The organism is Novosphingobium sp. HII-3, assembly GCF_002916655.1.
GTDB lineage: Bacteria > Pseudomonadota > Alphaproteobacteria > Sphingomonadales > Sphingomonadaceae > Novosphingobium > Novosphingobium panipatense.
Genome location: NZ_PPSM01000019.1, coordinates 1 through 24241 on the forward strand (window position 1 = coordinate 1; position 24241 = coordinate 24241).

Annotated in this window: 30 protein-coding genes; 17 read left to right on the forward strand and 13 right to left on the reverse strand. The window is 64.6% G+C overall.

All coding sequences use genetic code 11. The annotated features are described in order from the left end of the window. Positions 1 to 147 precede the first annotated feature (147 nt). The 5 genes from C2R25_RS08455 (at position 148) to C2R25_RS08475 (ending at position 3494) form a co-directional block, all read left to right on the forward strand. Positions 148 to 861 carry a Mu transposase C-terminal domain-containing protein gene (locus C2R25_RS08455; protein WP_233203849.1) on the forward strand — a complete coding sequence of 238 codons (714 nt, stop codon included), beginning with the start codon at positions 148 to 150 and terminating at the stop codon, positions 859 to 861. Then, positions 788 to 1648 (forward strand): AAA family ATPase, encoded by an 861-nt coding sequence (locus C2R25_RS08460; protein WP_103728819.1) that lies wholly within the window; start codon positions 788 to 790, stop codon positions 1646 to 1648. Before C2R25_RS08455 ends, C2R25_RS08460 begins: the two co-directional genes overlap by 74 nt. Positions 1649 to 1816: 168 nt before the next feature. Then, on the forward strand, positions 1817 to 2236 hold the full coding sequence (tnpA, locus tag C2R25_RS08465) for an IS200/IS605 family transposase (RefSeq protein ID WP_010339227.1): 420 nt from the start codon (positions 1817 to 1819) through the stop codon (positions 2234 to 2236). Between the two features lie 89 nt (positions 2237 to 2325). Next, complete coding sequence (locus C2R25_RS08470; RefSeq protein ID WP_037525727.1) at positions 2326 to 2877, forward strand: recombinase family protein; 552 nt, start codon at positions 2326 to 2328, stop codon at positions 2875 to 2877. Continuing rightward, positions 2874 to 3494, forward strand: a complete 621-nt coding sequence (locus C2R25_RS08475; protein ID WP_126053496.1) for a hypothetical protein — start codon at positions 2874 to 2876, stop codon at positions 3492 to 3494. The genes C2R25_RS08470 and C2R25_RS08475 overlap by 4 nt, the downstream gene beginning before the upstream one ends. Before the next feature lie 419 nt (positions 3495 to 3913). Here C2R25_RS08475 and C2R25_RS08480 read toward each other — a convergent pair whose 3' ends face one another. Genes C2R25_RS08480 through C2R25_RS08500 form a run of 5 tightly spaced genes read right to left on the reverse strand, consistent with a single transcriptional unit; the run spans position 3914 to position 6229 of the window. Then, on the reverse strand, positions 3914 to 4357 hold the full coding sequence (locus C2R25_RS08480; RefSeq protein WP_042490982.1) for a hypothetical protein: 444 nt from the start codon (positions 4355 to 4357) through the stop codon (positions 3914 to 3916). Position 4358: 1 nt separating this feature from the next. Further along, positions 4359 to 5027, reverse strand: coding sequence for a hypothetical protein (locus C2R25_RS08485; protein WP_126053495.1), 669 nt, complete (start codon positions 5025 to 5027; stop codon positions 4359 to 4361). 8 nt (positions 5028 to 5035) lie between these two features. Beyond that, entirely contained in the window at positions 5036 to 5656 is a 621-nt protein-coding gene (locus tag C2R25_RS08490) for a histidine phosphatase family protein (RefSeq protein ID WP_010339222.1), read from the reverse strand. A gap of 2 nt (positions 5657 to 5658) precedes the next feature. Next, complete coding sequence (locus C2R25_RS08495) at positions 5659 to 5979, reverse strand: type II toxin-antitoxin system YafQ family toxin (RefSeq protein ID WP_029547945.1); 321 nt, start codon at positions 5977 to 5979, stop codon at positions 5659 to 5661. Beyond that, on the reverse strand, positions 5948 to 6229 hold the full coding sequence (locus C2R25_RS08500) for a type II toxin-antitoxin system RelB/DinJ family antitoxin (RefSeq protein WP_010339220.1): 282 nt from the start codon (positions 6227 to 6229) through the stop codon (positions 5948 to 5950). The genes C2R25_RS08495 and C2R25_RS08500 overlap by 32 nt, the downstream gene beginning before the upstream one ends. Positions 6230 to 6647: 418 nt before the next feature. On the opposite strand from C2R25_RS08500, the gene C2R25_RS08510 reads away from it, so the two are divergent. From C2R25_RS08510 to C2R25_RS08520, 3 genes are all read left to right on the forward strand, one after another. Continuing rightward, entirely contained in the window at positions 6648 to 7280 is a 633-nt protein-coding gene (locus C2R25_RS08510) for a transcription elongation protein SprT (RefSeq protein WP_010339219.1), read from the forward strand. A gap of 155 nt (positions 7281 to 7435) precedes the next feature. Further along, a complete protein-coding gene (locus C2R25_RS08515; RefSeq protein ID WP_010339218.1) occupies positions 7436 to 8077 on the forward strand; it encodes an AAA family ATPase in 642 nt (213 codons plus the stop codon). A gap of 17 nt (positions 8078 to 8094) precedes the next feature. Further along, entirely contained in the window at positions 8095 to 8376 is a 282-nt protein-coding gene (locus tag C2R25_RS08520; RefSeq protein WP_010339217.1) for a hypothetical protein, read from the forward strand. A gap of 70 nt (positions 8377 to 8446) precedes the next feature. Here C2R25_RS08520 and C2R25_RS08525 read toward each other — a convergent pair whose 3' ends face one another. The 6 genes from C2R25_RS08525 to C2R25_RS08550 all read right to left on the reverse strand — a co-directional run bounded on the left by C2R25_RS08525 (position 8447) and on the right by C2R25_RS08550 (position 13324). Continuing rightward, positions 8447 to 9358: a replication initiation protein gene (locus C2R25_RS08525; RefSeq protein ID WP_029547944.1), complete on the reverse strand. Its 912-nt coding sequence runs from the start codon at positions 9356 to 9358 to the stop codon at positions 8447 to 8449. A gap of 946 nt (positions 9359 to 10304) precedes the next feature. Next, on the reverse strand, positions 10305 to 11963 hold the full coding sequence (locus C2R25_RS08530; RefSeq protein WP_010339215.1) for a type IV secretory system conjugative DNA transfer family protein: 1659 nt from the start codon (positions 11961 to 11963) through the stop codon (positions 10305 to 10307). Positions 11964 to 11965: 2 nt separating this feature from the next. After that, complete coding sequence (locus C2R25_RS08535; RefSeq protein WP_010339214.1) at positions 11966 to 12229, reverse strand: hypothetical protein; 264 nt, start codon at positions 12227 to 12229, stop codon at positions 11966 to 11968. After that, a complete protein-coding gene (locus C2R25_RS08540) occupies positions 12222 to 12776 on the reverse strand; it encodes an AAA family ATPase (protein ID WP_010339213.1) in 555 nt (184 codons plus the stop codon). Before C2R25_RS08540 ends, C2R25_RS08535 begins: the two co-directional genes overlap by 8 nt. After that, complete coding sequence (locus tag C2R25_RS08545) at positions 12769 to 12978, reverse strand: conjugal transfer protein TraD (RefSeq protein WP_010339212.1); 210 nt, start codon at positions 12976 to 12978, stop codon at positions 12769 to 12771. The genes C2R25_RS08540 and C2R25_RS08545 overlap by 8 nt, the downstream gene beginning before the upstream one ends. 37 nt (positions 12979 to 13015) lie before the next feature. Next, positions 13016 to 13324 (reverse strand): conjugal transfer protein TraD, encoded by a 309-nt coding sequence (locus C2R25_RS08550; RefSeq protein ID WP_010339211.1) that lies wholly within the window; start codon positions 13322 to 13324, stop codon positions 13016 to 13018. A 173-nt stretch (positions 13325 to 13497) separates the two neighbouring features. Between C2R25_RS08550 and traA the strand changes: the two genes are divergently transcribed. From traA to C2R25_RS08570, 4 genes are read left to right on the forward strand one after another with little or no spacing between them, the layout of a single operon-like run. Further along, positions 13498 to 16431 (forward strand): Ti-type conjugative transfer relaxase TraA, encoded by a 2934-nt coding sequence (gene traA, locus C2R25_RS08555; protein ID WP_103728820.1) that lies wholly within the window; start codon positions 13498 to 13500, stop codon positions 16429 to 16431. Between the two features lie 9 nt (positions 16432 to 16440). After that, positions 16441 to 17178 (forward strand): DUF6118 family protein, encoded by a 738-nt coding sequence (locus tag C2R25_RS08560; RefSeq protein WP_010339209.1) that lies wholly within the window; start codon positions 16441 to 16443, stop codon positions 17176 to 17178. Continuing rightward, positions 17178 to 17447, forward strand: a complete 270-nt coding sequence (locus C2R25_RS08565; protein ID WP_010339208.1) for a DUF1971 domain-containing protein — start codon at positions 17178 to 17180, stop codon at positions 17445 to 17447. Before C2R25_RS08560 ends, C2R25_RS08565 begins: the two co-directional genes overlap by 1 nt. A gap of 8 nt (positions 17448 to 17455) precedes the next feature. Next, positions 17456 to 18754 carry a serpin family protein gene (locus tag C2R25_RS08570; RefSeq protein WP_228168121.1) on the forward strand — a complete coding sequence of 433 codons (1299 nt, stop codon included), beginning with the start codon at positions 17456 to 17458 and terminating at the stop codon, positions 18752 to 18754. 67 nt (positions 18755 to 18821) lie between these two features. On the opposite strand, the gene C2R25_RS08575 is transcribed toward C2R25_RS08570, so the two are convergent. After that, on the reverse strand, positions 18822 to 19835 hold the full coding sequence (locus C2R25_RS08575) for a hypothetical protein (protein ID WP_158250629.1): 1014 nt from the start codon (positions 19833 to 19835) through the stop codon (positions 18822 to 18824). On the opposite strand from C2R25_RS08575, the gene C2R25_RS08580 reads away from it, so the two are divergent. From C2R25_RS08580 to C2R25_RS20925, 5 genes are all read left to right on the forward strand, one after another. Further along, a complete protein-coding gene (locus C2R25_RS08580; RefSeq protein WP_158250630.1) occupies positions 19822 to 20292 on the forward strand; it encodes a hypothetical protein in 471 nt (156 codons plus the stop codon). The two genes, C2R25_RS08575 and C2R25_RS08580, sit on opposite strands and share 14 nt — an antisense overlap. A gap of 685 nt (positions 20293 to 20977) precedes the next feature. Next, positions 20978 to 21262: a WGR domain-containing protein gene (locus C2R25_RS08590; RefSeq protein ID WP_042490943.1), complete on the forward strand. Its 285-nt coding sequence runs from the start codon at positions 20978 to 20980 to the stop codon at positions 21260 to 21262. Between the two features lie 518 nt (positions 21263 to 21780). Beyond that, positions 21781 to 22413 carry an RNA polymerase sigma factor gene (locus C2R25_RS08595; RefSeq protein ID WP_042490940.1) on the forward strand — a complete coding sequence of 211 codons (633 nt, stop codon included), beginning with the start codon at positions 21781 to 21783 and terminating at the stop codon, positions 22411 to 22413. A 306-nt stretch (positions 22414 to 22719) separates the two neighbouring features. Continuing rightward, positions 22720 to 23643, forward strand: coding sequence for a GGDEF domain-containing protein (locus tag C2R25_RS08600; protein ID WP_042490938.1), 924 nt, complete (start codon positions 22720 to 22722; stop codon positions 23641 to 23643). A gap of 32 nt (positions 23644 to 23675) precedes the next feature. Next, on the forward strand, positions 23676 to 23840 hold the full coding sequence (locus C2R25_RS20925; protein WP_233203850.1) for a hypothetical protein: 165 nt from the start codon (positions 23676 to 23678) through the stop codon (positions 23838 to 23840). 10 nt (positions 23841 to 23850) lie between these two features. Here the strand turns inward: C2R25_RS20925 and C2R25_RS08610 are convergent, their stop codons facing one another. Further along, the gene (locus C2R25_RS08610; protein ID WP_042490934.1) at positions 23851 to 24219 is read right to left on the reverse strand and encodes a response regulator; all 369 of its coding nucleotides are present in this window, start codon (positions 24217 to 24219) and stop codon (positions 23851 to 23853) included. Positions 24220 to 24241: the final 22 nt, after the last annotated feature.

Below are 24241 nucleotides of genomic sequence, written 5' to 3' on the forward strand. Positions count from 1 at the left end.
CATGGTCGGTCTGTCTCCAAAGGGTTGAGTCGACAACTTCACTCTAGAGACCTGCGGGCCGATCATGACCGCCTTGATAAAGCCTGCGGGCGCTACGCGCCCTTGCCTTCATCAAGGCAGTGCGCCCCTTCGAGGGGCCGCTTCCCAATGTGCTACGGCTCGGATTTCATCTCCGAGCATATCGAGCAGGCGTGCATCGCCCTCAAAATCCGCCTCATCCATTCGCTGCCGGGGCGTCCTCGCGGGCGCGGCAAGATCGAGCGGCTGTTCCGCACCATCAACGACATGTTCCTGCCCGACCTGCCCGGCCACCTGATCGCGGGCAAGCCGCTGTCGGCGCCAGTGCTCACGCCCGACGAGCTGCGCGCCCGCTTCGAGGCGTTCGTGTGCGGCGTCTATCATCGTCGCCCGCATGGCAGCACCGGCGAACCGCCGATCACGCGCTGGCAGAAGGGCGGGTTCCTGCCCGCAATGCCCGACAGCCTTGAACAGCTCGACATGCTGCTCGTGCACGTGCCCAAGCCCCGTAAAGTGCTGCGCGACGGCATCCGTCTGATGGGCAGGCGCTATGTCGAACCCACGCTCGCGGCCTTCGTCGGCGAGCAGGTCGAGGCGGTCTATGACCCCCGCGACCTGACCGAGATCCACGTCTACCACCAGGGCCGGTTCGTCTGCCGTGCGCTCAGCTCCGAGCACGCTGGGCACCCGTCGTTGCGCGCGATCCAGCGCGCCCGGCGCGGCGCGAAGGAGCGCGACAAGCAGGTGCCTGCCCCCACGGAGACCTTCGATGGCGACCAAGAGGATACGGCTTCCCGGCCCACCACCTACCGAGGGCTCCGGCTCTACGCCGCTGACGATTGAGTTCCTGGTCGAGCAGCCGTTCCTGGCGACCCGCGAACATGCCCGGTTCGTCGAGTTTGCCGAAGCCTGCGCGCACTACCGCTATATCGGCGTGTGTCATGGCCGGCCGGGCGTCGGAAAGACGCGATCGGCGCGCGAGTTTTCCAGCTTCCCCGACCTGGGGGAATATGCCGCGCTCCTTGGCGAAAAGGTCGCTCGCTGCCGCGCCGTCTTCTACACCGTGTCGGTCAGCAACACGCCCAAGACGATCGACGCGGTGTTGGGCCTCAACCTCATTAAGCTGGGCTATGCCCGGCTGACGGTCGCGGGCGGCTCGCAGGACGAAATCACCCATGACGCCGCCCGCATCGCCTGCCCCCTCGTCATCGTCGACGAGGCCGACCGCCTGACCATAAAGTCGCTCGAACATCTCCGCGACATGGCCGATCGCCACGGCTTCGGGCTGATCCTGATGGGTATGCCGGGCTTGGAGAAGCGCCTCGCCCGCTATGCCCAGCTCTACTCGCGGATCGGCTTCGTCCACGAGTTCAAACCGCTTACCGAGACCGAAATGCGGCTGCTGCTCGCGACCCACGCCGGCGATTTCGGGATCAGCTTCGACCCGGCCCAACTCGACGCGATCGAAGCGCAGGCAGCCGTGATCCGCATCACGCGCGGCAACTTCCGGCTCATGGAGCGCCTGTTCGCGCAGATGCGGCGGATCATGACCCTCAACCGCGTCGAGGAGGTCACCGCTGACATCGTTCAGGCCGCGCGCGATTGCCTCGTCATCGGACCCGGCAACTGACAAATAGCGCGATCAGAACGCCGCCATTTAGCGTCACGCTTTGGGAGCAACCCCTCCGACTTCAGTCGGATACTGGCTTCAGCCATAGACTCGCATAATAGCAGGTATCCTCGGGAAAGTGAGACCGCCTGAAAGGCGTGAAGTCTCACTTTCCCGAGGATACCTGCTATGGGCTATTCGAGTGGTTGCCACACGACCTTTCATCATCGCTATCATATCGTCTGGGCGCCCAAATACCGTTTCAAGGTGTTGCACGGCGAGGTCCGCCTCAGGGTGCGCGAGATCATCAAGCAGGTCTGTGTCGAAATGGGCGTGACGATCGTCAATGGCGCGCTTTCACGCGATCACGTCCATATGTTCGTTGAAATCCCACCGCATATCTCGGTCAGCGACTTCGTGCGCCGGGTCAAGGGGCGGTCCTCGCGCAAGATCCAGCAGGAGTTCGAGCATATCCGCAAGCGCTACTGGGGCCAGCGCTTCTGGCAGCGTGGCTACTTCTCAACCACGTCCGGAAACATCACCGACGATATCATCATGCGCTATCTCGACCGCCATACCCACAAGCAAGGCTTCAGCCCTTCGCCATGAACCTACCGGCGTCAGCCGGTCAGTCATTCAGCGCGAGCGTTTACATCCGCGCCCTTCCCTGATGCAAAAATCTGATGCAGAATCGCGGCATGATTTACGGCTATGCGCGCGTCTCGACCAACGGCCAGGACCTGGCCCAGCAGCTCGCCCAGCTTGAGGCGGCCGGCTGCACGAAGATCTACCGCGAGAAGATCAGCGGCGCGTCGGCCGAGCGGCCTCAGCTCAAGCGCGCGATCGGCGCGCTCGATCCCGGCGACGTGCTGATGGTGACGGCGACCGATCGCCTCGCCCGCAACACGCGTGACCTGCTCAACATCCTGCACGCGGTCAAGGAGACCGGCGCCGGCTTCCGCTCGATCGCCGAGCCGATGCTGGACACGACATCGCAGCTCGCCGAGGTCGTGATCGCGGTGCTGGGCGTCGCGGCGAGCTGGGAGCGCCAGCGGATCGTCGAGCGCACCAGCGCCGGCCGCGCCCAGGCCAAGGCGCGCGGGGTCAAGTTCGGCCGCAAAAGCGCCCTCACCCCCCACCAGCAGGCCGAGGCACGGCGCAAGCTCGACGCCGGCGACACTCAGCGTTCCGTCGCGGCGCTGTTCAACGTCAGCCAGGCGACGATTTCGCGGTTACAGGAACGGCCATGATGACGGGGCTGCAATGGCCTGGTGCCGCCATCGTCGTCAGTCTGGCCATCAGTCTCGCAGGATGTAGTCCGGCGAAAGAACCGGCGGTGGCGGAGGGACCACCCCAACGAGCAAGTTCGTCGGAATTGCCGCCGCCCCCTCCCCCGCCAGTGCCCGGCCCCAATTATCATGGTAACGGGAGTGCCATCGCGGTTCCTGGCGCTCCCGACATTAGCGGCCTCGATGATGCGCAGATCGACGTGATGTTCGACGAGGCGGTCGCGCGGGCGCGACCGGGGGAAGGCAAGCAAGCGATTTGTGTCGGGCTGCAGGGCCTCGCCGATGGCGCTGTTAAGGATGCCCCGGAAAGAACGATCAGGCGATTGGCCGAGCTACTGCGCTTGCCCGCCTTCCCCGCCTCCCAATGCAGGGCCGATGCCACTCCGTTCGTCACCGCGACCAAGGCCGAAGCGATCCTCTACACGGTGAGGGTCGAATCTCGCGATCGGAAAGGTGTGCTGACTTTTTGGGCGACAGCCGTATTCGGCAATCTCGGAGCGCATGGAATGCAATTCCGCCTTATCCGCCAAGCTGGACGCTGGGTGCCTGAGCCTACCGGATTATCGGTGTTGTCATGAGGCGATCAGTGCGCCGGTATAGCACGTTCTTGCCATCTTTGCTTTTAACCGCGATGGGACTTGAGGGCTGCGCTACGACGAGCGAGCCTCCCATGTCAGGAATCGCGCTACCAACACTATCGTTCGATCCCGAGATAGCATTGACGGCGCTAGCGTCCGGCCGGCTCGTTGCCCGTGATGGCTGTCTGCGGCTTGTCGGCAGAGCGGGCAAAACGAGGGCGCTTGTCATTTGGCCCAAGGGCTCCCGGATCGTGACCGAGGGACGCGGAGCTGCCGTTATATTGGGCAACAGCGGGCAGCGCGTGCCGATCGGCCCACGCATTCAACTTGGCGGGGGCGTCGGCGAGAGCATACCTCCCGAGGCCCTTTCCACTCCCCTGCCCTCGCAATGTGCCGGCCCCTATTTCAGCGCCAACTGACTATCGCGCCTTACCGGGCACGACGGGGTTATGAAATACCGAAGGCGTGATCCCGACCAGCAGGAACAGGGGCCGTCCGCAAAATTCGGCCAGTTCTTCGCTGAATCCACGTCGCACCTTGGAGAGAGGGCCGCCGAGCAATTGAAGCGGGGCGGAGGGCTTCGCGGTTGCAGATTGCAGGGTAGCGTCAAAGGTCGCTGGCGTGCGGAATACCGGCGAATATTCTTGGCCGCTGTAGTCCACGACAAGGCACGATCCTTGCCGCCGCACGAAGCCATGCCGTTCAATCGCGTCAGACACGACCAGGCCGTCTTCTGATTCCTGCACATCGTTTCGGACGAGCGCGGTGACGCCATCCTGGGTCTGTTCGACCACCGATGGCGAGGTCTCTCCCAGGCCGCACGCGCTCACCAGCAGGAACAGGCACAGTGCGGCCACCCTCACATCACTCTCCTGGCAAAATGCCGTTAACCGCGAAGGTCGGGAATGTGCGGCAGTCGGAGGGAATGGCATGTTGTCGTGCAAATGCAGGCGAGACGGTGTTTCCGCCGGTGCCTGTCAGCGCGACCGGCGCGCCGATCGCGGCGGACGCGCCCAACTGCTCGATGCGATATCCATCCTGCGTCTGCGTAATTTGCGCGGGCTGTCGCCAGACCAACAGGCGTGAACCATTGGCTTCGCGGAGCACGACACATCCCCTCTCCACCGCGAGCATTCCGCGCGCTTCCTGCATAGCCGATGGCGGGAAGGTCGCGGCATCGTAGGTCACGATAAATGGCCGTGCTTTGGAATATTTCGCCGGAATTGTCTGGCAATCCCGCTCATCGATCAGGGGAACAGTGGTCGCAAGATCGCGCGGGGGTAACGGTCGCAGCGCCGCGCACGAAAAATCCGGTGCTGCCGTGGTCAGTTCGTAAGCGGTGCTGATGACGATCGCGCCGCGCCTGGCATCGATGACTATTCCTAGTGGCCCGTAGAGATCGCGCGGCAAGGCGGATCGGCTATTCGTAAAAGCGCGCTCTAGCTCGGCGGCCGAGTATGGATGCGCCCCAACATGGCTGTTGGTAGGAGGCTCCGGCGTGTTGGCGCAGGAGGCCAGCAGGATCGCCGCCAAGAGAGGGGTTATGCGTCGAGTGCCAGTGAACATTCCCAGCGATCCTCAGTCCACCTGAACCCGATCCTTTCCGCGTTGCCGATCGCGGGCGGCTCGCCCTTGCGCCAGAACGCTCGCATCTTGGCGCGGTCATCCATATGGGCATCGGCGACGATCGCGCGCGCGGCCTGGATGAACTGCCCATGCCCGAACACATAGGCCAGCGAGTCCGTGGGCATGGCGGCGAGGCGGTCTAGCGCCGTCTCGCAGCGCCGGAGCAGCGTGGCGAAGCTCTCTGCCCCCTCCCCGTCGCAATAGTCCGGGTCCGCGTCCTGCCAATAGCGTTCGAGGTGCGGCATCCTCTCGGCGCTGCGCGTGCCGTTCCAGCGCGCCGGTTGCAGATAGGTGAACTCTTCGATCGGCCACACTTCGACCGGCACACCGGGAAAGCGCGCGATCGTCGGCGCGGCCGTCTGCTGCGTGCGGGTATAGGGGGACGTGACGATGAGCGCGGGCGCTTGCGTCCAGCTCGCCGCGACCGCCCTCGCCTGTTCGTGGCCGCGCTCCGTCAGCTCGATCGTCGCGAGATCGTGGCACGGCACGCCGGCATTGCCGGTGGATTCGCCGTGACGGATGAAGATTACGCGCATGGCTATTCAAACAGTTCCGCATGAGTGCCGGCGCGCACGAAGTTCACCAGATTCCCCTCAATCGTATAGATCAGCAGGAAATCGCCGCCGATATGGCACTCGCGATGATCGCTCCAATCGCCTTTCAGCGGATGATCCAGCCATTCCGGGCCTAACGGCGCGTCGTTGGCGATGAGCATCATCATCGCCTCCTTGAGCTGTTTCATGTTGTAGCGCCCGCTGCGCGACAGTCGCTCCCAATCCTTGACGAACCTTTTTTCGTAGGACGCCTCTCTTGGGAACGAAGCCCGCTTACTGCTGGTGGGCTTCTTGGTCGAGGGCATCGAACATTTCCTGGGCATCGGTGAAACGGGCGCGGTGGGCCTTCATCGTCGCGCGGGACGCCTCGATCGCGGCGCGCGTCTCGGCGTTCGGCACCTTCAGCTCGAACGGCAACGCATGATCCTTGGCAACCCGCGTGAGGGTCATGCGGACCACATCCGAGACGGTCAGCCCCAGCTCGGCCAGCACGGCGGCGGCTTCATCCTTCAATGTTTCGTCGATGCGCGCGCGCACGAAAGCGGTAGCGGCCATTGGAACCTCCTTGGTCAAGCCGACAATGTAGCTCATTTGAGCAACAATTTCAATCCAGGCAGGGGACATGCGCCTGCCGCTGGCGCGGCACCGTGGCCCTACTCGCTTCGCTCCCCAAGCCCGCAAGCGGTCTTGGCCCAAGGTGACGACCCACATGGCGGGGGCGAGATCGCAAGCGGATCTCGCTTCATGGTGCCGGCGTGCGCCGGCGTCGATGTTCGTTCAAGGGGGAAAGGCGGTCCCGGCCGTCTCTCCCCCGCAACGGGATTAGATGGGGCCGTGCCTCGCTGCGCTGCGGCCGCACCACCCCCATCGAATCCCGCTGCCCCCCTCTCTCGCCGGCGTTCTTGGGCGTCCGTGTTCCGGCCGATGGCATGGCCATCGCCGGACAGGCGATTTGAAGGGAGGAGTAAGGACGATGACCCACCAAACCCGCGAAAGCTGGCTCAATGCCGTGGCGCTGGGCATGGCTCCGCTGTTCGAGGCGCTGGACGCCCCCCTGCCCGACCGCGTGCGCGTGGCGATCGGCTTCACCAGCAGAGGCGCGAAGGGCAAGGCGATCGGCGAGTGCTGGGATAATCGGTTGAGCGCGGACGGGCATTTTGAAATCTTCATCCGGCCCGACCTGGCGCACGCGCCCGATGCGATGCCGGCGCAGATCGCGGCCATTCTCGCGCATGAACTGGTCCATGCCGCCGTTGGCATCCCGGCAGGGCATGGGAAGGCGTTTAAACGGGTCGCCCTTGGGCTGGGCCTAGTCGGGCCGATGCGCGCCACCACCCCCGGCGAGGCGTTCCTTGCGGCCATCGCGCCGATCTTGGAGAGCGTCGGCCCCCTCCCCCATGCCCGCCTTGATACGGACGGAGAGTCGACCGCGCCCAAGAAGCAGAAAGCCCGGATGCTCAAATGCGAGTGCGCGACGTGCGGCTATACCGTGAGGACCGCGCGCAAATGGCTTGAGCAGGCCGGAGCGCCGCTTTGCCCGATCGAGGATCACGGCCAGATGAGCCATGAGCCGCTGGACGATGACGATCCCGAACCGGAGGAATGAGGGCGTTATCGTCATTTCGGATTCAAGACCCGTCCTATCGCCATTTCAATGACGCTCCGATGGCTTAACACCAATAGGTAAGCATCATCTGTATATCATAGCGATAGACAGTTCATGGCAAATCGACTAACGATAGCTCGCAGAGTGAGGGCATTATGATATTGGCAGTCGGAAACACGAAAGGCGGCGTTGGCAAGACCACCCTCGCCGTCAATCTCGCGGTCGCGCTGGCGCTCGCCGGCCGCGACCTCTTGCTGGTGGACGGGGACGAGCAGGGCACCGCCCTCACCTTCACCCAGCTTCGCGCCGAGCGGCTTGGGGAGGCCGGCTATACCGCCGTCGCCCTCACCGGCGCGGCGCTGCGCAGCCAGGTCCGCCAGCTCGCCAGCAAATATGACGATATCATCATCGACGTGGGCGGACGCGATACCGGATCGCTGCGCGCCGCGCTCACCGTCGCCGACACGCTCCTGGTGCCGGTGCAGCCGCGCAGCTTCGACGTGTGGGCGCTCGATCAGGTTTCGGCGCTGGTCGCCGAGGCGCGCGAGATCAACGAGGGCTTGCGCGCCGTGGCCGTGCTGAACGGCGCGGACGCGCAGGGGGCCGACAATGAGGCCGCCTTGGAGATGATCGGCGATATCGACGGTATCGAAGTGCTGCCCACGTCGATCGTGCGGCGCAAGGCGTTCCCGAACGCGGCGGCCGAGGGCAGGGCGGTTATCGAGCAAAGCCCGCGCGACCCCAAGGCGATAGACGAATTGACGGCGCTGATCGGCGCGGTTTGTATATCAAGATAATATCGGAGTGCGTGTTAATGGCTATCGCTCGTAAACCGAACAGCAAGCCCAAGCCGGCGATTGACGAGGCGGCCGCCGATGCCTTCATTGCCGGCGCGGCGAAGCCGGATGCCGCGCCGATCGCGGTCGAGGCCGACGAGGCGGGGCAGGGGGCCGAGCCGCGCAAGTCGCCGGTGATGCTGCGTTTCGATCGCGCGCTTCTCGCCAAGGTCGATGCGGCAGCCAAGCGGCGCGGGATCAGCCGGAGCGCGTGGATTCAGTTCACGGTGAGCCGCGCGCTCGATGCCGGCGAGGGTTAGGGCGGCGCGGGCTGAGCTGGCGAAGGCTAGGCGGTCCTAGCGCGCGAAAGGTGAGTTTTGGGGTAGGCCCTCACCGTTCGGCCGCTGGCGCGCTGAAATCCACCAGCACCGGCATTTCGGGTATGTCGCCGCGCAGCTTGGCGCGCCGCACGATGCTATGCTGGTCGATCAGGTTTTGCGCGTCGCGCCGGCCGCTCATGGTTTTCGGGAGCCACATCATCGAAACCCGCTCGACCTTGCGGCCTTTCTTGATCGGGGTGAACTCGACCCAGAAGGGGCAGAGCTTGTTGATTTCGTCCTGCGCGACCTTGAGGCAGTATTTGTTGAAATCGGCGAAGCGTTCCAACTTACCTTCCGGCACGTTGAGCAGCCCGCGCAGCTCCGCAATCGTGAACTCTTCGCTTTGCTTGTATTCGAGGCCGATCCGCCGTTCGATCATTTCATAGAGGCACAGCGCGTATTTCGACTCGAAGCAATACATCACTTGCGTCTTGAGGCGGGCATAGACCTCGCTGTTACGCAATATCTCGATCAGCTCTTCGGGAATCCGGTAATGGAGGAAGCCGTCTTTTTCGAGGCTTTCGTCGCTGGGGCCGAGAAGCTGGACGCGGCGCTTGTAGCTCTTGCCGGCCTTGCGGATGGTGACGATCGCGATCGTGCCCATCAGACGCAGCAGCGAGCTTTCTATGCGCTCGTTGCCCTGGTGCGTGCCCTTGAGCGCGGATTTGGCGATGCGGTGAATGACCGGCTCGCCGATCCGGTCCCAGGCGTTCGCGATCAGCAGATTGTAGATTCGCCGATCGGCGAGGGTGAGGGGCGACAGCTCGACAATATCGACCAGCTCGCCGGGTTTGACGATTTCCCCGTAATTGGCGGGATCGAACGGGTTTCCGCGTCCCTTTTGGGCGAGGGTGAGGGCGGTTTCGTCGCCCGAGGCAGTCTTTGCCTTCGCGTCCTTCACTGGTGAGTTTGCTAAAGCCATGCCCTCACCTTAACAGCAGCGGTGAGCTAGGCAAATCCTAAAGCTCGCCGATCGCGATCAGGGGAGGATACCCCAAAACTCACCGTCGATTTGGCGGATACCCCAAAGCTCACCGGACTCGACCCCAATACTCACTTTTACCGACCCCAAAACTCACCGAAGGCTACCCCAAAGCTCACGCGACTCGACCCCAAAACTCACTTTTTGAGGTCATTTTTCCAAGTTTTCTGCGGGTTTGAGGCACCCTGAATCTTGAATCTAAGAAGAATCTTTGAATCAGAAGGCGAACGGTGAGTTTTAGGGTAGCCTTGCCTGTGGATAACTCTGCGCCGGCGGCACCGACATGCCCAAAGGAGAAGAAAAGCACCGCCTCTTGGGGCTTCGCCCCGCCGGCTCGCGGCCTTCGGCCGCCCCGGATCGCTACGCGATCCTCCCACCCGGCATCCCCACAATGAGCCGGCTTCGCCGGCACGCTTTTGTTGATTTGGAATATCGCCCAACCGTCACGCCCTATCGCCAGCACACTGCCTAGACCAGCCGTGGAAAATGGCTTTCCAGAAAAGCCAAGCGGATATGTGGGCGCTCCGATCGAGAGGGCAGGGAGGGTGGAAACGTCCCGGCAGGGGCGTTTTCCGGGCCACCCAGCGCGATTCCGTCTCCTGGACAGGGTTTCGGGCGTCGCAACTGCCCACGGTGCTCTAAGGGCTTCCCGGACGGCCGATTTTTCCGGCGCGAGATCCACGACCCTTAGGAGTATCACCTACCGCCGCGCGAAAGGCGAACGGTGAGCTGATACCCCAAAACTCACCTTTCGCACGCCAAAGCGCGATTTTCCGCGCTTTTGGGCGATTTCGACGCGGCATAATGTGCGGCGGAACGCCGTTACTTCGATATTGCCTGTATATCGGAACGATGGCGCTTTGACAGGCATGCCGTTTAAACGACCTCACGCTTTGTCGAAGCGGCCGGCGAACTCGCGATCTGCGTAATATTTGAGCTTGGCGGCGACGATCGGCCGTTGCCCCGCGAGGAACACGAGTTGCAAATCCTCGCGCAGCGTGCGGACCTCATCGGGGGTGAGCAGCGGGCGGCCGACATGCTGCGCGCCGAACGAGATGCCGGTTTCCTCCGCGTCGATTGCGCGGCTCATGGTCTCGAACACTACCGTCTCCTGGCCGAGCAGATCGGAGACGAGCTTGGCGCTGTCGTGATCGTTGACCCCGAACACCTGCAGGACGCCGGCGTTGGACAGGAAGGTGCCGGCGCGGCGCTCGTAGAGCGCGCGGAGCTGGTGAACGTCCTGCAGGATCGGCCAGAGCTGGATGCCGTAGCCGGCCATCAGGCCCATGGCGCGCTCGACGGGTTCGAGGCGGCCGAGGGCGGCGAACTCATCGAGCAGGAACAGGACAGAGCGGGTAGGGGAGGCCGGTGCGCGCGCCAGATCGGTCAGCCCTTGGGCAAGCATCAGGCGCAGCCAGCGGGCATAAGTGGCGAGCCTATCGGGCGGCAGCACCAGGTAGACGCTGGTAGGCTGCGCCTTCACATCGGCGAACGTAAAATCGGAATGCCCCAGCACCGCTGTCATGCGTGGGCTGTCGAGAAAATGGGTGTGGCGCTGGGCGGCCGACAGGACGCCGGCGCCTTCGCGATCGGACTTGCCGAGGTGCCGGTTGGCGGCGCGGGCAGCGAGGCCGCCTTGCGCCTGCATCGCTTCGAGCATGGCAGCGAAGGCTTGCGGCGCAAGGGTGAGGCGATCGCGTAGCGTGGCAAGGGTGCGGGTCGCCGGCGGCTCGCTGGTGACGATCGCGAGGATGATGCCGGCGATTAGCGCCTTGGCTTCCTCGTTCCAGTGCGCCTCGCCGGCTTCGCCGGGGGCGTCATAGACCAGCGCATCGGCCAGCGTCATGCAGTCGTCGGCGAGATCGAGGCCAGCAGGGTCGATGCGATCGAGCGGGTTGAAGGCCGCGCCGGGAAGGCCCGTCACCCCGAACGGATCGAGGACATGGACCGGGCCGAAGTTGCCGCGATGGCGGGCGGTGATGCGGGCATTTTCGCCCTTGGGGTCGATGCAGACGACCGGGCCGGCATAGTCGAGCAGATTGGGGATGATCGTGCCCACGCCCTTGCCGGTGCGCGTCGGCGCGATCGTCAGCAGATGGGCTGGACCGGCATAGCGCAGCGGCCTGCCCGTCTTGCGATCGCGGCCGATCAGCAGGCCGCTATCACCGGCATAGGCGCGGTTTTCGGCGTCGGTGGCGAAGCGGGCCGAGCCGTGGGTGTCGTCGGCGGCAGGGCCGCCATAAGCAAGGATCAGGGGCTGGAAGAGCGCGCGCAGGCCAATGAGGATGACGACGATCACCGTCAGCATCATGATGATTTGATAGAGGTTGGAATCATGCGGGAGGCCGAGCAGTTTGCCCAGGATGAGCGGCATCCCAAGGCCCAGCACGATGCCGGCGGCCAGAAACAGGATCAGGACGGCGAACAGATGGCGGATCAGCCGGATTGGGCTGACCACCAGCGCGGTGATCGCCCATATGGGATTCTGGCGCGCGATGCGGGACAGGTTGCGGATCGCGCGGCCGAGCTGGCGGAACCACTCCATCGTCAACTCGCCTGGAACATGGTCATGCGGATGATGCCGGGGGTGGATTGGATTTCGGCTTCGATCGCCGAGACCTCCTCCATCTTGTCGCTGGGCCAGTCCCGTGAGACGCTGACGCCGCCCTGATCGGTTTCGATTTCGATTAGCCGGGTTTGCGGCGAGAGATCGAGCAGGCGCACAAGCCGGTCGCAAAGATCGGGCGAGATCCGATGTACGCCTGACCCGACCATCAGGAGCTGCCATGAGCGGGGAACGCGGTCAGTCATCTACCCTCCACATCCGTGCGCGCACAAAGCGCACTCTTTCAGCAACCGGGGCGAGAGGCAGGGACACAAGCTCATAGCCGAGATCGGCATAGACCGTGACCATCGCCTCATAGGTCGCTTGCGCCTCTGCAAAATCCTGCTTCCTCTCCGTGTCCTGCCCGAAAATCTCGCGCCAGGGCGGGGCGATGAATACCCGGCGCTGGTAGCGGAACATCTCGGCCGCGCGCTCGACATGGGAAGGAACGGGCAAGCCGCACAGGCGCAGATAGCCCGACACATCAGGAACGCCGCGATCGAAGATCACCGGGCCTTTTCGGTCATGCGCTTCATGCCAGGATCGTAATTCCCAGCTCAGCATCAGTTCAGCGAAGGCCCCGCGATCGGCCCATGGCAGGGCGCCGCCGCCAATGGCGATCTGATCGCGAATGATGGCGCGACCGGCTTCGGGCATATGGTGGAAGCCTTGCGCCGCCAGGGCGTCGATCAATGTGGTTTTACCCGAACCGGGACCACCAGTGATGATATGAAAATCGGGCCGGTCAGCCATCGTCAGCTTCCGCGTCGAACGCGCGTTTGCCGCGCCGCTTCCAGAGCGAGAGCGCGTTGCCATCCTCACGCGCCTTCGCGGCAAGTTCGAGCAGCGCGCCGTAGAGGGTGGCGCGATCGTCGTCGGCCAGTTCGACCAGGCCGGCTTTCTGAACCAGGCCGCCCAGCTCTATGAGATGGCGGGTGCGCTCGCGTCGGGCCACGACCCATCCTCTCGTATCGATGCGGCGCGCGGCGGCATCAAGCCTGTGCCTCGCCTGCGCCAGCTTCGCTTCCGCCTTCCGCGCTGCCGCCAGCACGTCGGCCAGTCTTGCGCCCGCGCCCTTGAAAGAAAGCCGCGCCATCGGAGCGCCACGCCTCCCGGTTTCCTTCAGCCTGTGCTTCGGCGACGATATGGAGCAGCGCACCGGCCAACACGTCGGCATCAAGCGTATCGGCCCCGGTGGACGTGACCAGTTCGCCTAGCTGCTGGACCTTCTTCGCCTTGAGCGCGCGGGCCTTGTCGCCCAGCGCCTTCAACTCGGCGTCATAGTCGCGGACCTTGCGCATATTCTCTCCCTCGCGCCCATGATCGGGAGAGGCAGCGTAGCACGATCACGGATGCAGGACAGCGGTTGCGAACAAAAATGCGGCGAAGTCAATCATGCGAACGGCAGAGAGTGTGAGTGCGCGCTTATACGTCGTTGCCGACGTGCGCTAAGAAGGGCAGTATAGCGGTTGTCATGGCGATCTACCATTTCTCGGCCAAGGTTATCAGCCGTGCCAACGGATCGAGCGCCGTTGCCAGTGCGGCCTATCGTGCGGCGGAACGGCTGCACGATGACCGGCTGGGGCGCGACCATGACTTCTCGAACAAGGCCGGCGTCGTCCATTCGGAAATCTTGGCTCCCGAAGGTGCGCCGGAGCGTTTAAACGATCGCGCGACCCTGTGGAACGAGGTGGAGGCCGGGGAGAAACGCAAGGACGCGCAGCTCGCGCGCGAGGTGGAGTTCTCGATCCCGCGCGAGATGAGCGAGAAACAGGGCGTTAGCCTCGCCCGCGATTTTGTGGACAAGCAGTTCGTCGAACGCGGGATGGTCGCGGACCTTAATGTGCATTGGGACAAGGCAAAGGACGGCACCCCGAAGCCGCACGCGCATGTCATGTTGTCGATGCGTGAGGTTGGACCTGAGGGGTTCGGCAAGAAGGTCCGCGCCTGGAACTCAACCGAGCTGTTGAAGGAGTGGCGAGAGGCATGGGCCGCCCACGTCAACGAACGCATGGCGGAGCTGGGGCTGGAAGGGTGGATCGACCATCGCTCCTACGAGGCGCAGGGGATCGAGCTTGAGCCCCAGCACAAGATCGGGCCGATGGGGAAACGGCACGAGCTTGAGGGACAGCCGCACCGCAACGCCGACGATCATGTGCGGATCGCGCGCGAGAACGGCGAGAAGATTATCGCCAAGCCGGAAATCGCGTTGGATGCGATCACGCGGCAACAGGCGACGTTCACCACCCGCGACCTGGCGATGTTCGTCCACCGGCACAGCGACGGCAAGGAGCAGTTCGACCAGGCCATGAGCGCGGTGCGGTCCTCGCCCGAGCTGGTGGCGCTGGGGAAGGACGGACGCGACCAGGAGCGGTTCACGAGCCGCGAGATGATCGCGGTGGAGGAGCGGCTAGAGCGCGCTGCCGGTCGGCTTGCCGACAGGGTGGGGCATGGTCTCCCGGCGGCGTCGCTACAAGGGGGGCTGAACGCCGCCGGGAGTGGCGGGCTGACACTCGGTGAAGATCAGCGGGCCGCTTTGGAGCATATAGGGACGAGTGGCGATCTTGCCATCGTCGTCGGCTATGCGGGCACCGGCAAGTCGGCCATGCTGGGGGTCGCGCGCGAGGCGTGGGAGCGCGAAGGCTATCAGGTGCGCGGCGCGGCCCTGTCGGGCATTGCCGCCGAAAATCTTGAGGGTGGTTCCGGCATCGCCTCGAGGACGATCGCCAGTCTCGAGCACGCATGGGGGCAGGGGCGCGAGCAGCTAGGCCCGCGTGATGTGCTCGTTATCGACGAGGCGGGCATGATCGGCTCGCGCCAGATGGAGCGGGTGCTGTCGGAGGCCGAACGTGCCGGCGCGAAGGTCGTTCTTGTCGGCGATCCCGAGCAGTTGCAGGCGATCGAGGCCGGGGCGGCGTTCCGCAGCCTTGCCGAGCGTCATGGCGCGGCCGAGATCACCGAAATTCGCCGGCAGCATGAGGACTGGCAGAAGGACGCGACGCGCGCGCTCGCCACAGGCCGGACCGGAGAGGCGCTGCACGCCTATGAGAGGCAAGGCATGGTGCGCGCTGCCGACACGCGCGAGGCGGCGCGGGTCGAACTGATGAACGGATGGGAGAGCGACCGGCAGGCCGATCCGGACAAGAGCCGCATCATCCTCACCCATACCAATGCCGAGGTGCAGGAGCTGAACAGCGAAGCCCGCAGCCGTATGCGCGCCGCCGGCGAGCTGGGTGAGGAGGTGGGGCTATCGGTGGAGCGCGGCAGGCGCGATTTCGCGACCGGTGATCGGATCATGTTCTTCCGCAACGATCGCGGCCTTGGCGTGAAGAACGGATCGCTGGGCACGCTGGAGCGCGTCAGCGCCGAGGGCATGGCGGTGAAGATGGACGATGGCCGGAAGGTCGCGTTCGACCTCAAGGACTATGCCCATGTCGATCACGGCTATGCCGCCACCTTCCACAAGTCGCAGGGCGTGACGGTCGATCAGGCGCATGTGCTGGCGACACCGGGCATGGATCGGCACTCGGCCTATGTCGGCCTGTCGCGGCACCGCGACAGCGTGCAGCTCCACTATGGTCGCGACGATTTCACAGATCAGCGCCAGCTCACCCGCACCCTGTCGCGCGACCGGGGCAAGGACATGGCGGGCGATTATGCCGCCGCCCGTGACGGGCAGGCCCAGGCCCGCGCGTTCGCCGAGCGGCGCGAGATCCGCTTCCCGGAACTCGCGCGCGAGATCGCCGGGAAGGTGCGTGACAAGGCGAGGGGTATGTTCGCCGGGTTCAAGCCGAAATCGTCCTCGCCCGAGCTGGCGCGCGACGGCAAAGGGGGTCCGATTAACACCACCCCCGAGCGGGCACCGGCAGCGCCGAGCCAGGCCAGGGCGATCGAGCGCTATGCGCGCGCGCAGGCCGATATGGACCGAATGCGGGAGAAGGGCTTGCCCGTGCTCCCGCATCAGAAGCAGGCGCTGGCGAAGGCGGGCGACGCGCTCGACCAGGTGCGGCCCCATGCCGCCCGCGATTTGGCGTCCGCGTTCGAGCGCAACCCGGTGCTGGTGCGCGAAGCGGCCGAGGGCAAGGCCGGCGGCGCGGCGCGGGCGATGGCGCACGAGGCCCAGGTCCGCACCAATCCCGAGCTTCGCGCCGATCGGTTCGTGGAGCGCTGGCAGGGCATGGCGCGCGAGCGGGCCGAGCTTACGCGCAGCGGCGATCGTGAGGCCGCGCAGCGCACCGGCAAGAAGATGGAGAGCCTGGCCGGAACGCTGCACCGCGATCCCCAACTCGAATCCGTCTTGCGGCGGCGCGCGCCCGAGCTGGGGCTGGAAATGGGCCGGGATCGCCCGATCAGCCAGGAATTGACCCGTTCGCTGGAAATCGGCCGCGATCGAGGGTTGAGCCGATAAGGAGAGGCAATGGCGGACGAGGAATGGGAGGAAGGCGGCGACGCGGCGGCGGAAGCGTTCGAGCAGGTGCGCGTTGCGGTCGAGCAGCAGCGCGGCGAACTAGCGTTGATGCGCCGCGCCATCGAGGGACTGGCGGCCGAGCGCGCCAGCATCGACGTGCCGGATTATTCCGAGACGCTGGGGCATGTCGTCCAGGGGCTGGACGGCATCAACGGACGCCTGGACCAGGTTACGACGGCCATCGTGAAGTCGCCGGCGTTGGCGATGACGCCGGCGCAGGTTTCGGCGCAGATCAATCGAGCGGCGGCCGACCTTCGCAGCGCCGACCATGCCGCCCTCGCGACCGCCACCGACGAGATGAAGCAGCAGGGGCGCGAGCTGCGCACCGTCGTTCAATCGGCGCTGACGGCGCGGGATCAGAAGGACCGTCAACTATGGTTCGGGTTGAGCGGGTTGCTTATCGGCATCCTCCTCTGGTCCTTCCTTCCCGGTATGGTCGCGCGCGAGATCGCGCCGGCGAGCTGGCAATGGCCCGAACGCATGGCGACGCGGGCTCTTGCCGAGGCGACACCGTGGGATGCCGGGCAGCATTTGATGGCGAGCGCGTCACCGGCGAGCTGGGAGGCGATCGTCGCGGCCGACAGGTTGCTGCGCGACAATCGTGAAAAGATCGAAGGATGCCGGCAAGCGGCAAGGAAGGCGGATCAGCCGGTGCGATGCACGATCCAGGTGGGAGTGAAGAGATAATGGTGATTCCCTACCGCTCGACGCCCATATTCGATGAGGCGACATTGCCCGCTGCCCTGCGCTCCGAACATCGCACCAAGGCCGGTGTGTGGGGCGTGATCCGGGTCATCGAAGGGAGATTGAAGCTCACCTATCTCGACCCGGCCTCGGAGGTGGTCCTTACACCTGACCGGCCAGGGCTGATCTTGCCCGAACAGCCGCATTTCGTGGAACCGCTCGGAGCCATGCGGATGCAGGTCGATTTCTACGATCAGCAGCCAAGCCTTTAGGGAGAGCCATGCCTAAAACAGCCTTGTCATACCCGCTTCTTGCCATCCTCGCGCTTGGTGGCTGTGCGACGCGCGACCCGGCACCGAGTCCCGGCTCGCTTCCTACAAGCCTGTCCCGGCCCGACGCCGAGGCTTTGCCGCATGACCTGACCTATGGCGCGGCGTTAATGACCGTCAAGGTCTACCCGCACCTGGCAGCGAAGGCCGATGCAAACGCCAATCTGTTCATCTCCCCGGTCAGCTTGTCGCAGGGCCTGGGGCTCGCCTACCTTGGCGCGCGGGGCGCCACGCGCGAGGAGATTGGCCGCGTGCTTGGTTGGGATTCGTCCCGCAACGTCCCTGCGCTCATCAAATCCTACAATGCCCAGCTTAACGACACCGGCGATGCCGATACCGCGCTCGGCATCGCGAACGCGCTGTGGCTGGCGAAGGGATTGCCGGTCCGGGACGAGTATGTCGCCGAGGCGCATGCCGGCTTCGGAGCGGCTCCGGAAACCGTCGATTATGCTGGTGATCCCACCGGAGCGGCCGAGCGGATCAATGGCTGGGTTTCGCGCGAGACGAAGGGCAGGATTTCGGAGATCGTCTCTCCGAGCGGCTTCGGGGATGACACCGCCGCTGTGCTGACCAACGCGCTTTACTTCAAGGCGAAGTGGCAGGTGCCGTTCGAGGAGACGGAAACGCGGTCCTTCACGCGTGGCGACGGCACGCGCATCCCGATCACGATGATGAAGCGGATTGGCTGGTTCGACTATCGCGAGACCCGGGAAGGGCAGGCGATCGCGCTGCCTTATCGCGGCGATGGCAGCTTCGTGATGGAAATCTTCCTGCCGCGTGACGCGGCGACCCTGCGCCGCTGGGAGCGCGAGCTGAAGGGTGTCGATTTCTTCGCCGGCGAGCAGGGCGGCAATGATCGTTTCGACCTGTCAGCGGAGCAGGAACGCGCGGTGCGGATCGTTCTGCCCCGCTTTGAAGCCAGGTTCGATGAGAGCGTGAAGGCAGCGCTCATCGCAGCGGGTATGCCGAGCGCCTTCGACCACCAGCGCGCGGACCTGTCGGGGATTGCCCGTGGTGCGCGCTTGGCGATCGATGATGTGGCGCACGCGACCTTCCTGCGCGTCGATGAGGAGGGCACCGAGGCAGCGGCGGCAACTGCGATCAAGGTCGTCGTCACCAGTGCGCGGATAGCGCCTCAGGTACCGGAGATGGTGGTCGATCGTCCTTTCCTTGCCACCCTGCGAGACCGAAAGAGCGGCGCGGTGCTGTTTTTCGGGCGCATCGCCGATCCAACCTCGATCAGCAACTAGGTAGCATGAAGTGCGTGGCGAGGGGCAACCGCCAGATCAGCCCTTCGACAACCCGATTGGGTTCGGTCTAAGCGAGTTGCTCGCGATGAGGTGGCTTCGCGGGAGCTGTCCAGCACCGGCCGATCTCAATCTTGTTCGGGGGTGCCGGCGGGGGAACCGATGGCTCGCGGAGATGCGGATACTGGGTCAAGAAGCGCTCGCTCGCTTCGGGCGAACCGACGACATATAGCTCGCCGGGTCCGCATGCATCTTGCAAGGCTTGTGCGGTTTCCTTGTCGATGTCCGCAGTCGCGGGGCCGCCCCAGTTCATATCCTCGCCCAAGCGGGCGAGCGTTTTTCCGCCGACCCTTTCGCGCAGAATGAAGTAGCCGGACTGGTCAATGTCGAGCCCCATTTCCGAGTGGAACCATGCCAACTTGTCGACAGGCTGGCCCGAGAGGCCGACGAAAAAGCAGCCGTCACGTAGTTCGACCCGGCCGTGGTAAAGTGCCTGATGTTGAAGGCCCGTCCGCGCCTTGGAAGCGGGCCAGACGCGGATCGCGCCTTTCGCGGCCTCACTCACCGGAGGAATGCTCATCTTAGGTACAAAGCTCCAGCTGATGTGGCCAGGCACGCGCCAACCGTTCTCCTTTGCCCAATTGTCGAATTCCTGCTGGGTCAACCCCGTGTCGATCATCTCGACCGGGCCGGCGGAACCCTTTCCCGCGAGGCCGTAGCCGAGTAACGCTCCCCGCTTTTTGAGACGGGCGATCCAGGCATCGCCGATGGCCTTGGCATCGCGCGGGAGAGGCGACGTCGCTTCCTGTCGCAACGCCCCGTGTCCGCCCGCTGCCGGCTGATTGAGTAGTATACGATAGTTAGGGGAGGGCGCTTTCGTCTGGGTTCTGAAGGTGCTTGTTGATTGCGGGCCACCCTCGTCCCCATGCTCAACTGCGGGCGAACATGCCATGCAAAGGGCAAATAGGGATAGAATCATCCTCACAATGAATTTAGTCTCTTCCGGATATCCTTGCATTGGGATGAACGGCCATATGCGGACCAGCTTGCGAACATCGCTGCTACTGCGAGTGATCGTCTGCACGGCGGCGTGCGAGCTATTGTTGGGCTGTTCAACACCCCAACCCGGTTCGGCGCTTCCCGCGCCGCCCACGCCTGAGGCCCAATCGGCGCAATCGACACCGCTCGCAATTCTTGTTTCGGCGATCAACGGGCTTGCAGCGGGCGACCCTTCCTATGCTGGAAGCTTCGTCGACGGCGGCGCGGTGATCGTGCAGTTCACTGACAACGCTGAGGCCCGCCTGCGCCGCCTGTCCGGCGACCCGCGCTATGTCGCTCGACAGGTCCGCTACTCCTTGAGGGAATTACAGGCCACGGAGCAGGCGGTTGCGGAATTGTTGTCGAGCCGGAAGTGGCGCTTCAACATTCTGACGATCGACATTCCACGCAATCGCGTGACCTTGAGCGGGGTTGATCGGCGGCAGTTTGGTGAGACAGCCCAGACCCTGATCGCTCATGATCCTCGGGTAATGATCCAATGACTGTATAGGCGCGCAGGCCATGTTTCGTTCAGCCGTGCGGCCATAGTCTCTTGGGATGACGATGCTGTCATCATCGCGGACGACCGCCGCCGCCCTCGCTGGTGCGGCATTTAGCGCGTCCACGCCCGCCCTGGCGTGCTCATGCATCCTGCCCGACAATATCGAGGCAGCGGCGCGCGCGGCGTTCGCGAAAGCCGACCTTGTTGGTGAGTTGGAGATAGGGCGCGCGCCGGTGGCAGCGGCGCGCAGTTTCTGGTGCGGGTCGGACGGACGAGCGCGACTATGGTTCAGGCCTGGGCAGAAGATCGAGCAGAGCCGCCCCGCGCGCGTTATCAGCGCTACGAAGGGCCGCGTCTCGGGACCAATCAGCATCCGCACCAGTCCGGTGATGAACATAGGTGGCCGGTGCGGGATGACCGGGAATAGCTGCCAGGTTTCTCTCAGCCGAAGCGCCGTTCGGACCGGCCCCATGCTGTTTCGGCGTGTTGCGCCGGGCACCTATGAACCCTTGGACGTTTGCACCCAGTCGGCGTTCACCCCCTGGCTCGAACAGCGCCAGAAGCATCGCGCAAGCCCGCAGACGCGGTAACGCTTCGAGGAACCATCGATTTCCTGAATCACCGGCTTGCCATTGATTCAGGAAAGTCGCCTGACTTGGAGAGGCTTATTTCGTAGGCTCCGCGCCATGAATGGCGCGAACCTGTCCCTGCCCGAGCCGATCGAACTGGTGGCGATCGACCCGGCGCGCAACATCCGCCGGCGTTACAGCATCACCGCAAGCCTCGATCTTTTCGGCATGATCGTTGTAGAAACCCGCTGGGGCCGGATCGGCGCACACGGCCAAGCCCAGCGGCACGCCTTCGCCGATCGCGCGGCGGCCGACCGCCACATTGCCGCGACCCTGCGGCGGCGCGGCACGGCCGAAACCCGGATCGGGGTACCTTACGAGCCGGTGCCTACCGAGGTTTGAGCCGCCACCGTCAAGCCGGCTGCTTGAAGAAACCGGCCGGTGCTACGGCCAGCATGTTGCCGGCTCAAGCGGCGCATCCTCTCCTGGACGACAGCCCTGGCGACCATCGACCGACCGTAGCGCTCCGCATTCTAGCCGGAAATGGTTCAGCGGGACAGGATGTCGGCGGTCCCTTGCACGTCTGGCGTTCGCCTGTGAGCGCTACGGCGGCGATGGTCATGGCGCGCTCGCGTCGAAATGGACGCTCTGGAAAAGCCTCGCGCCAGATCTTCTCGGCCATCGATGCAAGCTCCTGCGACGTCGGCGGCCGAGCCTCACGAATGCACGCTATCAAGGCGCGCGGAAACAGGCGCTCCATCGTCTCTCTCCGATTGCGATATGGAAGCCCCATAGCACGCGCGCAGCCCCGATCGACCGATACGGGACGAAGCGGGCCTTGAAGCGGTCTGGCCGGCAACATCGGCGGCTCGCACCCCCTATATCGCTTGAGGGCAGGAGAGCCCTGCCCGGAGAATGAGATGCCGCCCGATGTGCCTGCCCGTGTTCCCTTGCCGATCGCCATGCCCGATGATGCGTTCGGAGCAGCGCTGATCGAGCAGGCGGCGGCGCTAAGCGCCTATGCGCGGCGACTGACTGGAGGGGGTGCCGATGCCGACGACCTTCTGCAGGACACCATGCTCAGGTGCTGGACCGCGCGCGCCAGCTTCGCGGCGGGAACAAGCCTCGCCGCCTGGGCGCGGACCGTGATGAAGAACAGCTTTCTCACCGGTCGCCGCCGCGCCCGCTTTCATGCCGACCTGCCCGAAGAGGCGCGCGACCGCATGCTACGGGTGGACGAGACCCAGAGCCTCGCCGTCTGGCTGCGGGATACGGATTGGGCGCTCAGCGAACTCCCGATCCACCAACGCGAGGCGGTGCTGCTGGCGAGCCAAGGCGTGTCCATCGAGGATGGCGCGGCGCAGCTCGGCATTGCCCCAGGCACATTCAAGAGCCGCATCGCACGCGGGCGGACTCGGCTGCGCGCCCTCATCGAGGAGCGATCGACGCCGCTGCTGGCCGACAGGACCGGCCGCGATACGCTCCCGTCAGCGGCCAAGCGGCCCATCCACCTGCGGAAAAGGCGGGACTGGCGGGGCGTCAAGATCGGCTGATCCCCGGTGTGCCTGTCGGCTTGTTGCTTTTCTTAACGGTTTGCCGGTAGCGTGCGCGCACCTGCGGAGACGCGGGTGGAGGCGTGGAAACCTCCTGAAACACGAGCCGGTCGAGCTTCATCGACCGGGTGGCGGGCGCGCATGTCCAAGCCACCCGGCCAAAGGCGTCCGCGCCTGACGTGTTTCAGGTTTCCAACACCCGGTTCAGTGGCCGGCACGTCTCCGAAATGGGGCGTGCCGCCGGCTGAACAGGAACACTTGGGGCGGGAATGAGCTTGGAGAACCTTTTGACCGAGTAGGACATGCGTGAATAGTCATCTGCCTGTCGGCCGCCTCGCCGATCGCCTTCATTCCCTGCCGCGTGAGCGCGCCTGGTTCGCGATCCTCCTCAGCGTCACGGCGCTGGCGCTGGCGGACGCACATTTTTCCCGGATGGGTCTCGCGCCGCTCTATATCCCGATCGTCTGCGCCGCCTGCTGGGCGTTGGGAAGCCGTGCTGGCTATCTGGTGGCGATCGTTGCGGCGGTCCTCGCCGTCGTGCCGCATCTCGCCGAACTTCCAGGGCTCTCCCCCGCCCTGCTCGGGGCAAGGATGGCCGTGCGCGCCGTCACCTATGTTTTCGTCGCCGCCATTGTTCTCAGCTTCCGCCGGTCCTTCGACCGAGAGCACCACCTGGCGGCACGCGACCGCATGACCGATGCGCTCAACAAGGAGACGTTCCGCGAGCGCGTGATCCATCGTCTCGATCTAGCGGTGCCTGCCCGACAATCCTTCCTGCTCGCGATCCTTGATCTCGACGACTTCAAGGGCCTCAATAACCGCCACGGCCATGTTGCGGGCGACGAGGTGCTGCGCACCTTCGCACAGGGCGCGCGGGGGATCATCCGGCGTGAGGATGATTTCGGCCGAATCGGCGGCGACGAGTTCGCCTTTCTGCTTCCCGTCCATTCGGCCGAGGAAGCGGTGTATTTCGCTCGCTCGCTTCACAAGCGCCTGTCATCGGTTCTGGCCGGCACGCCTCATCCGGTGACGTGCAGCATGGGCGCGCTGCTGATTCAGCCCGAGACCCCGCGTGACGAACCCTCGTTGATGCACGCGGTCGATCAGCTCATGTACGCGGTCAAGCGCGCTGGGAAGAACGCCGTGGAGATCGGTCGCGCGGCGACAGATCGAGCCCCGGACACCCCTGTTCCGTCAAGGCTCCGGGTTCCCATCGAGGCATGTCTATGACGAATGACGACACAGCCCTCTCGCTTATGAGGATGGCATTGGCCCAACTGGATCGGAGCGGCCGAGGCGCGACGGCCACCGCCGTCCATTTGCAAGCCGCGATCGACGCCGCGACCGGAGCCGGCCCGATGCAACCCGGCGAGCTGCTGGACGACGAGGGGGCGTTTCCTTTTGAGCCTCTTGCATCGCGTCAGTGAAGCAGCCCTGTTAGGCAGGGTTGAGCGCGCCAGAAAGCGCCCCGATCAGCAGCTCGCGCGAAGCGGGCTTGTGGAAGGTCGGGCGTGAGGCGTGGGCAGCCGGGATCATGCTGGCCGCACCCGTGGCGAAGATGAAGGGCACGCCGCGACGGTCCAGTTCGTCCGCGATCGGGAACGAGGTTTCGGAGCCAAGTTGCACATCGAGGCTGGCGACATGAGGCGACGAGTCCAGCGCCGCGAGGGCATCCCGCACGCAATCGACAGGGCCGACGATTTCCGCGCCGGCTTCAGATATTATCTCAACCAGCGTAGCCGCGACCCAATAATCATCTTCGACAACCAGCACGCGAAGGCCGCTGATCCCGTCTTGTTTAGTCATGCCGCACCAAGCATTTACGCAG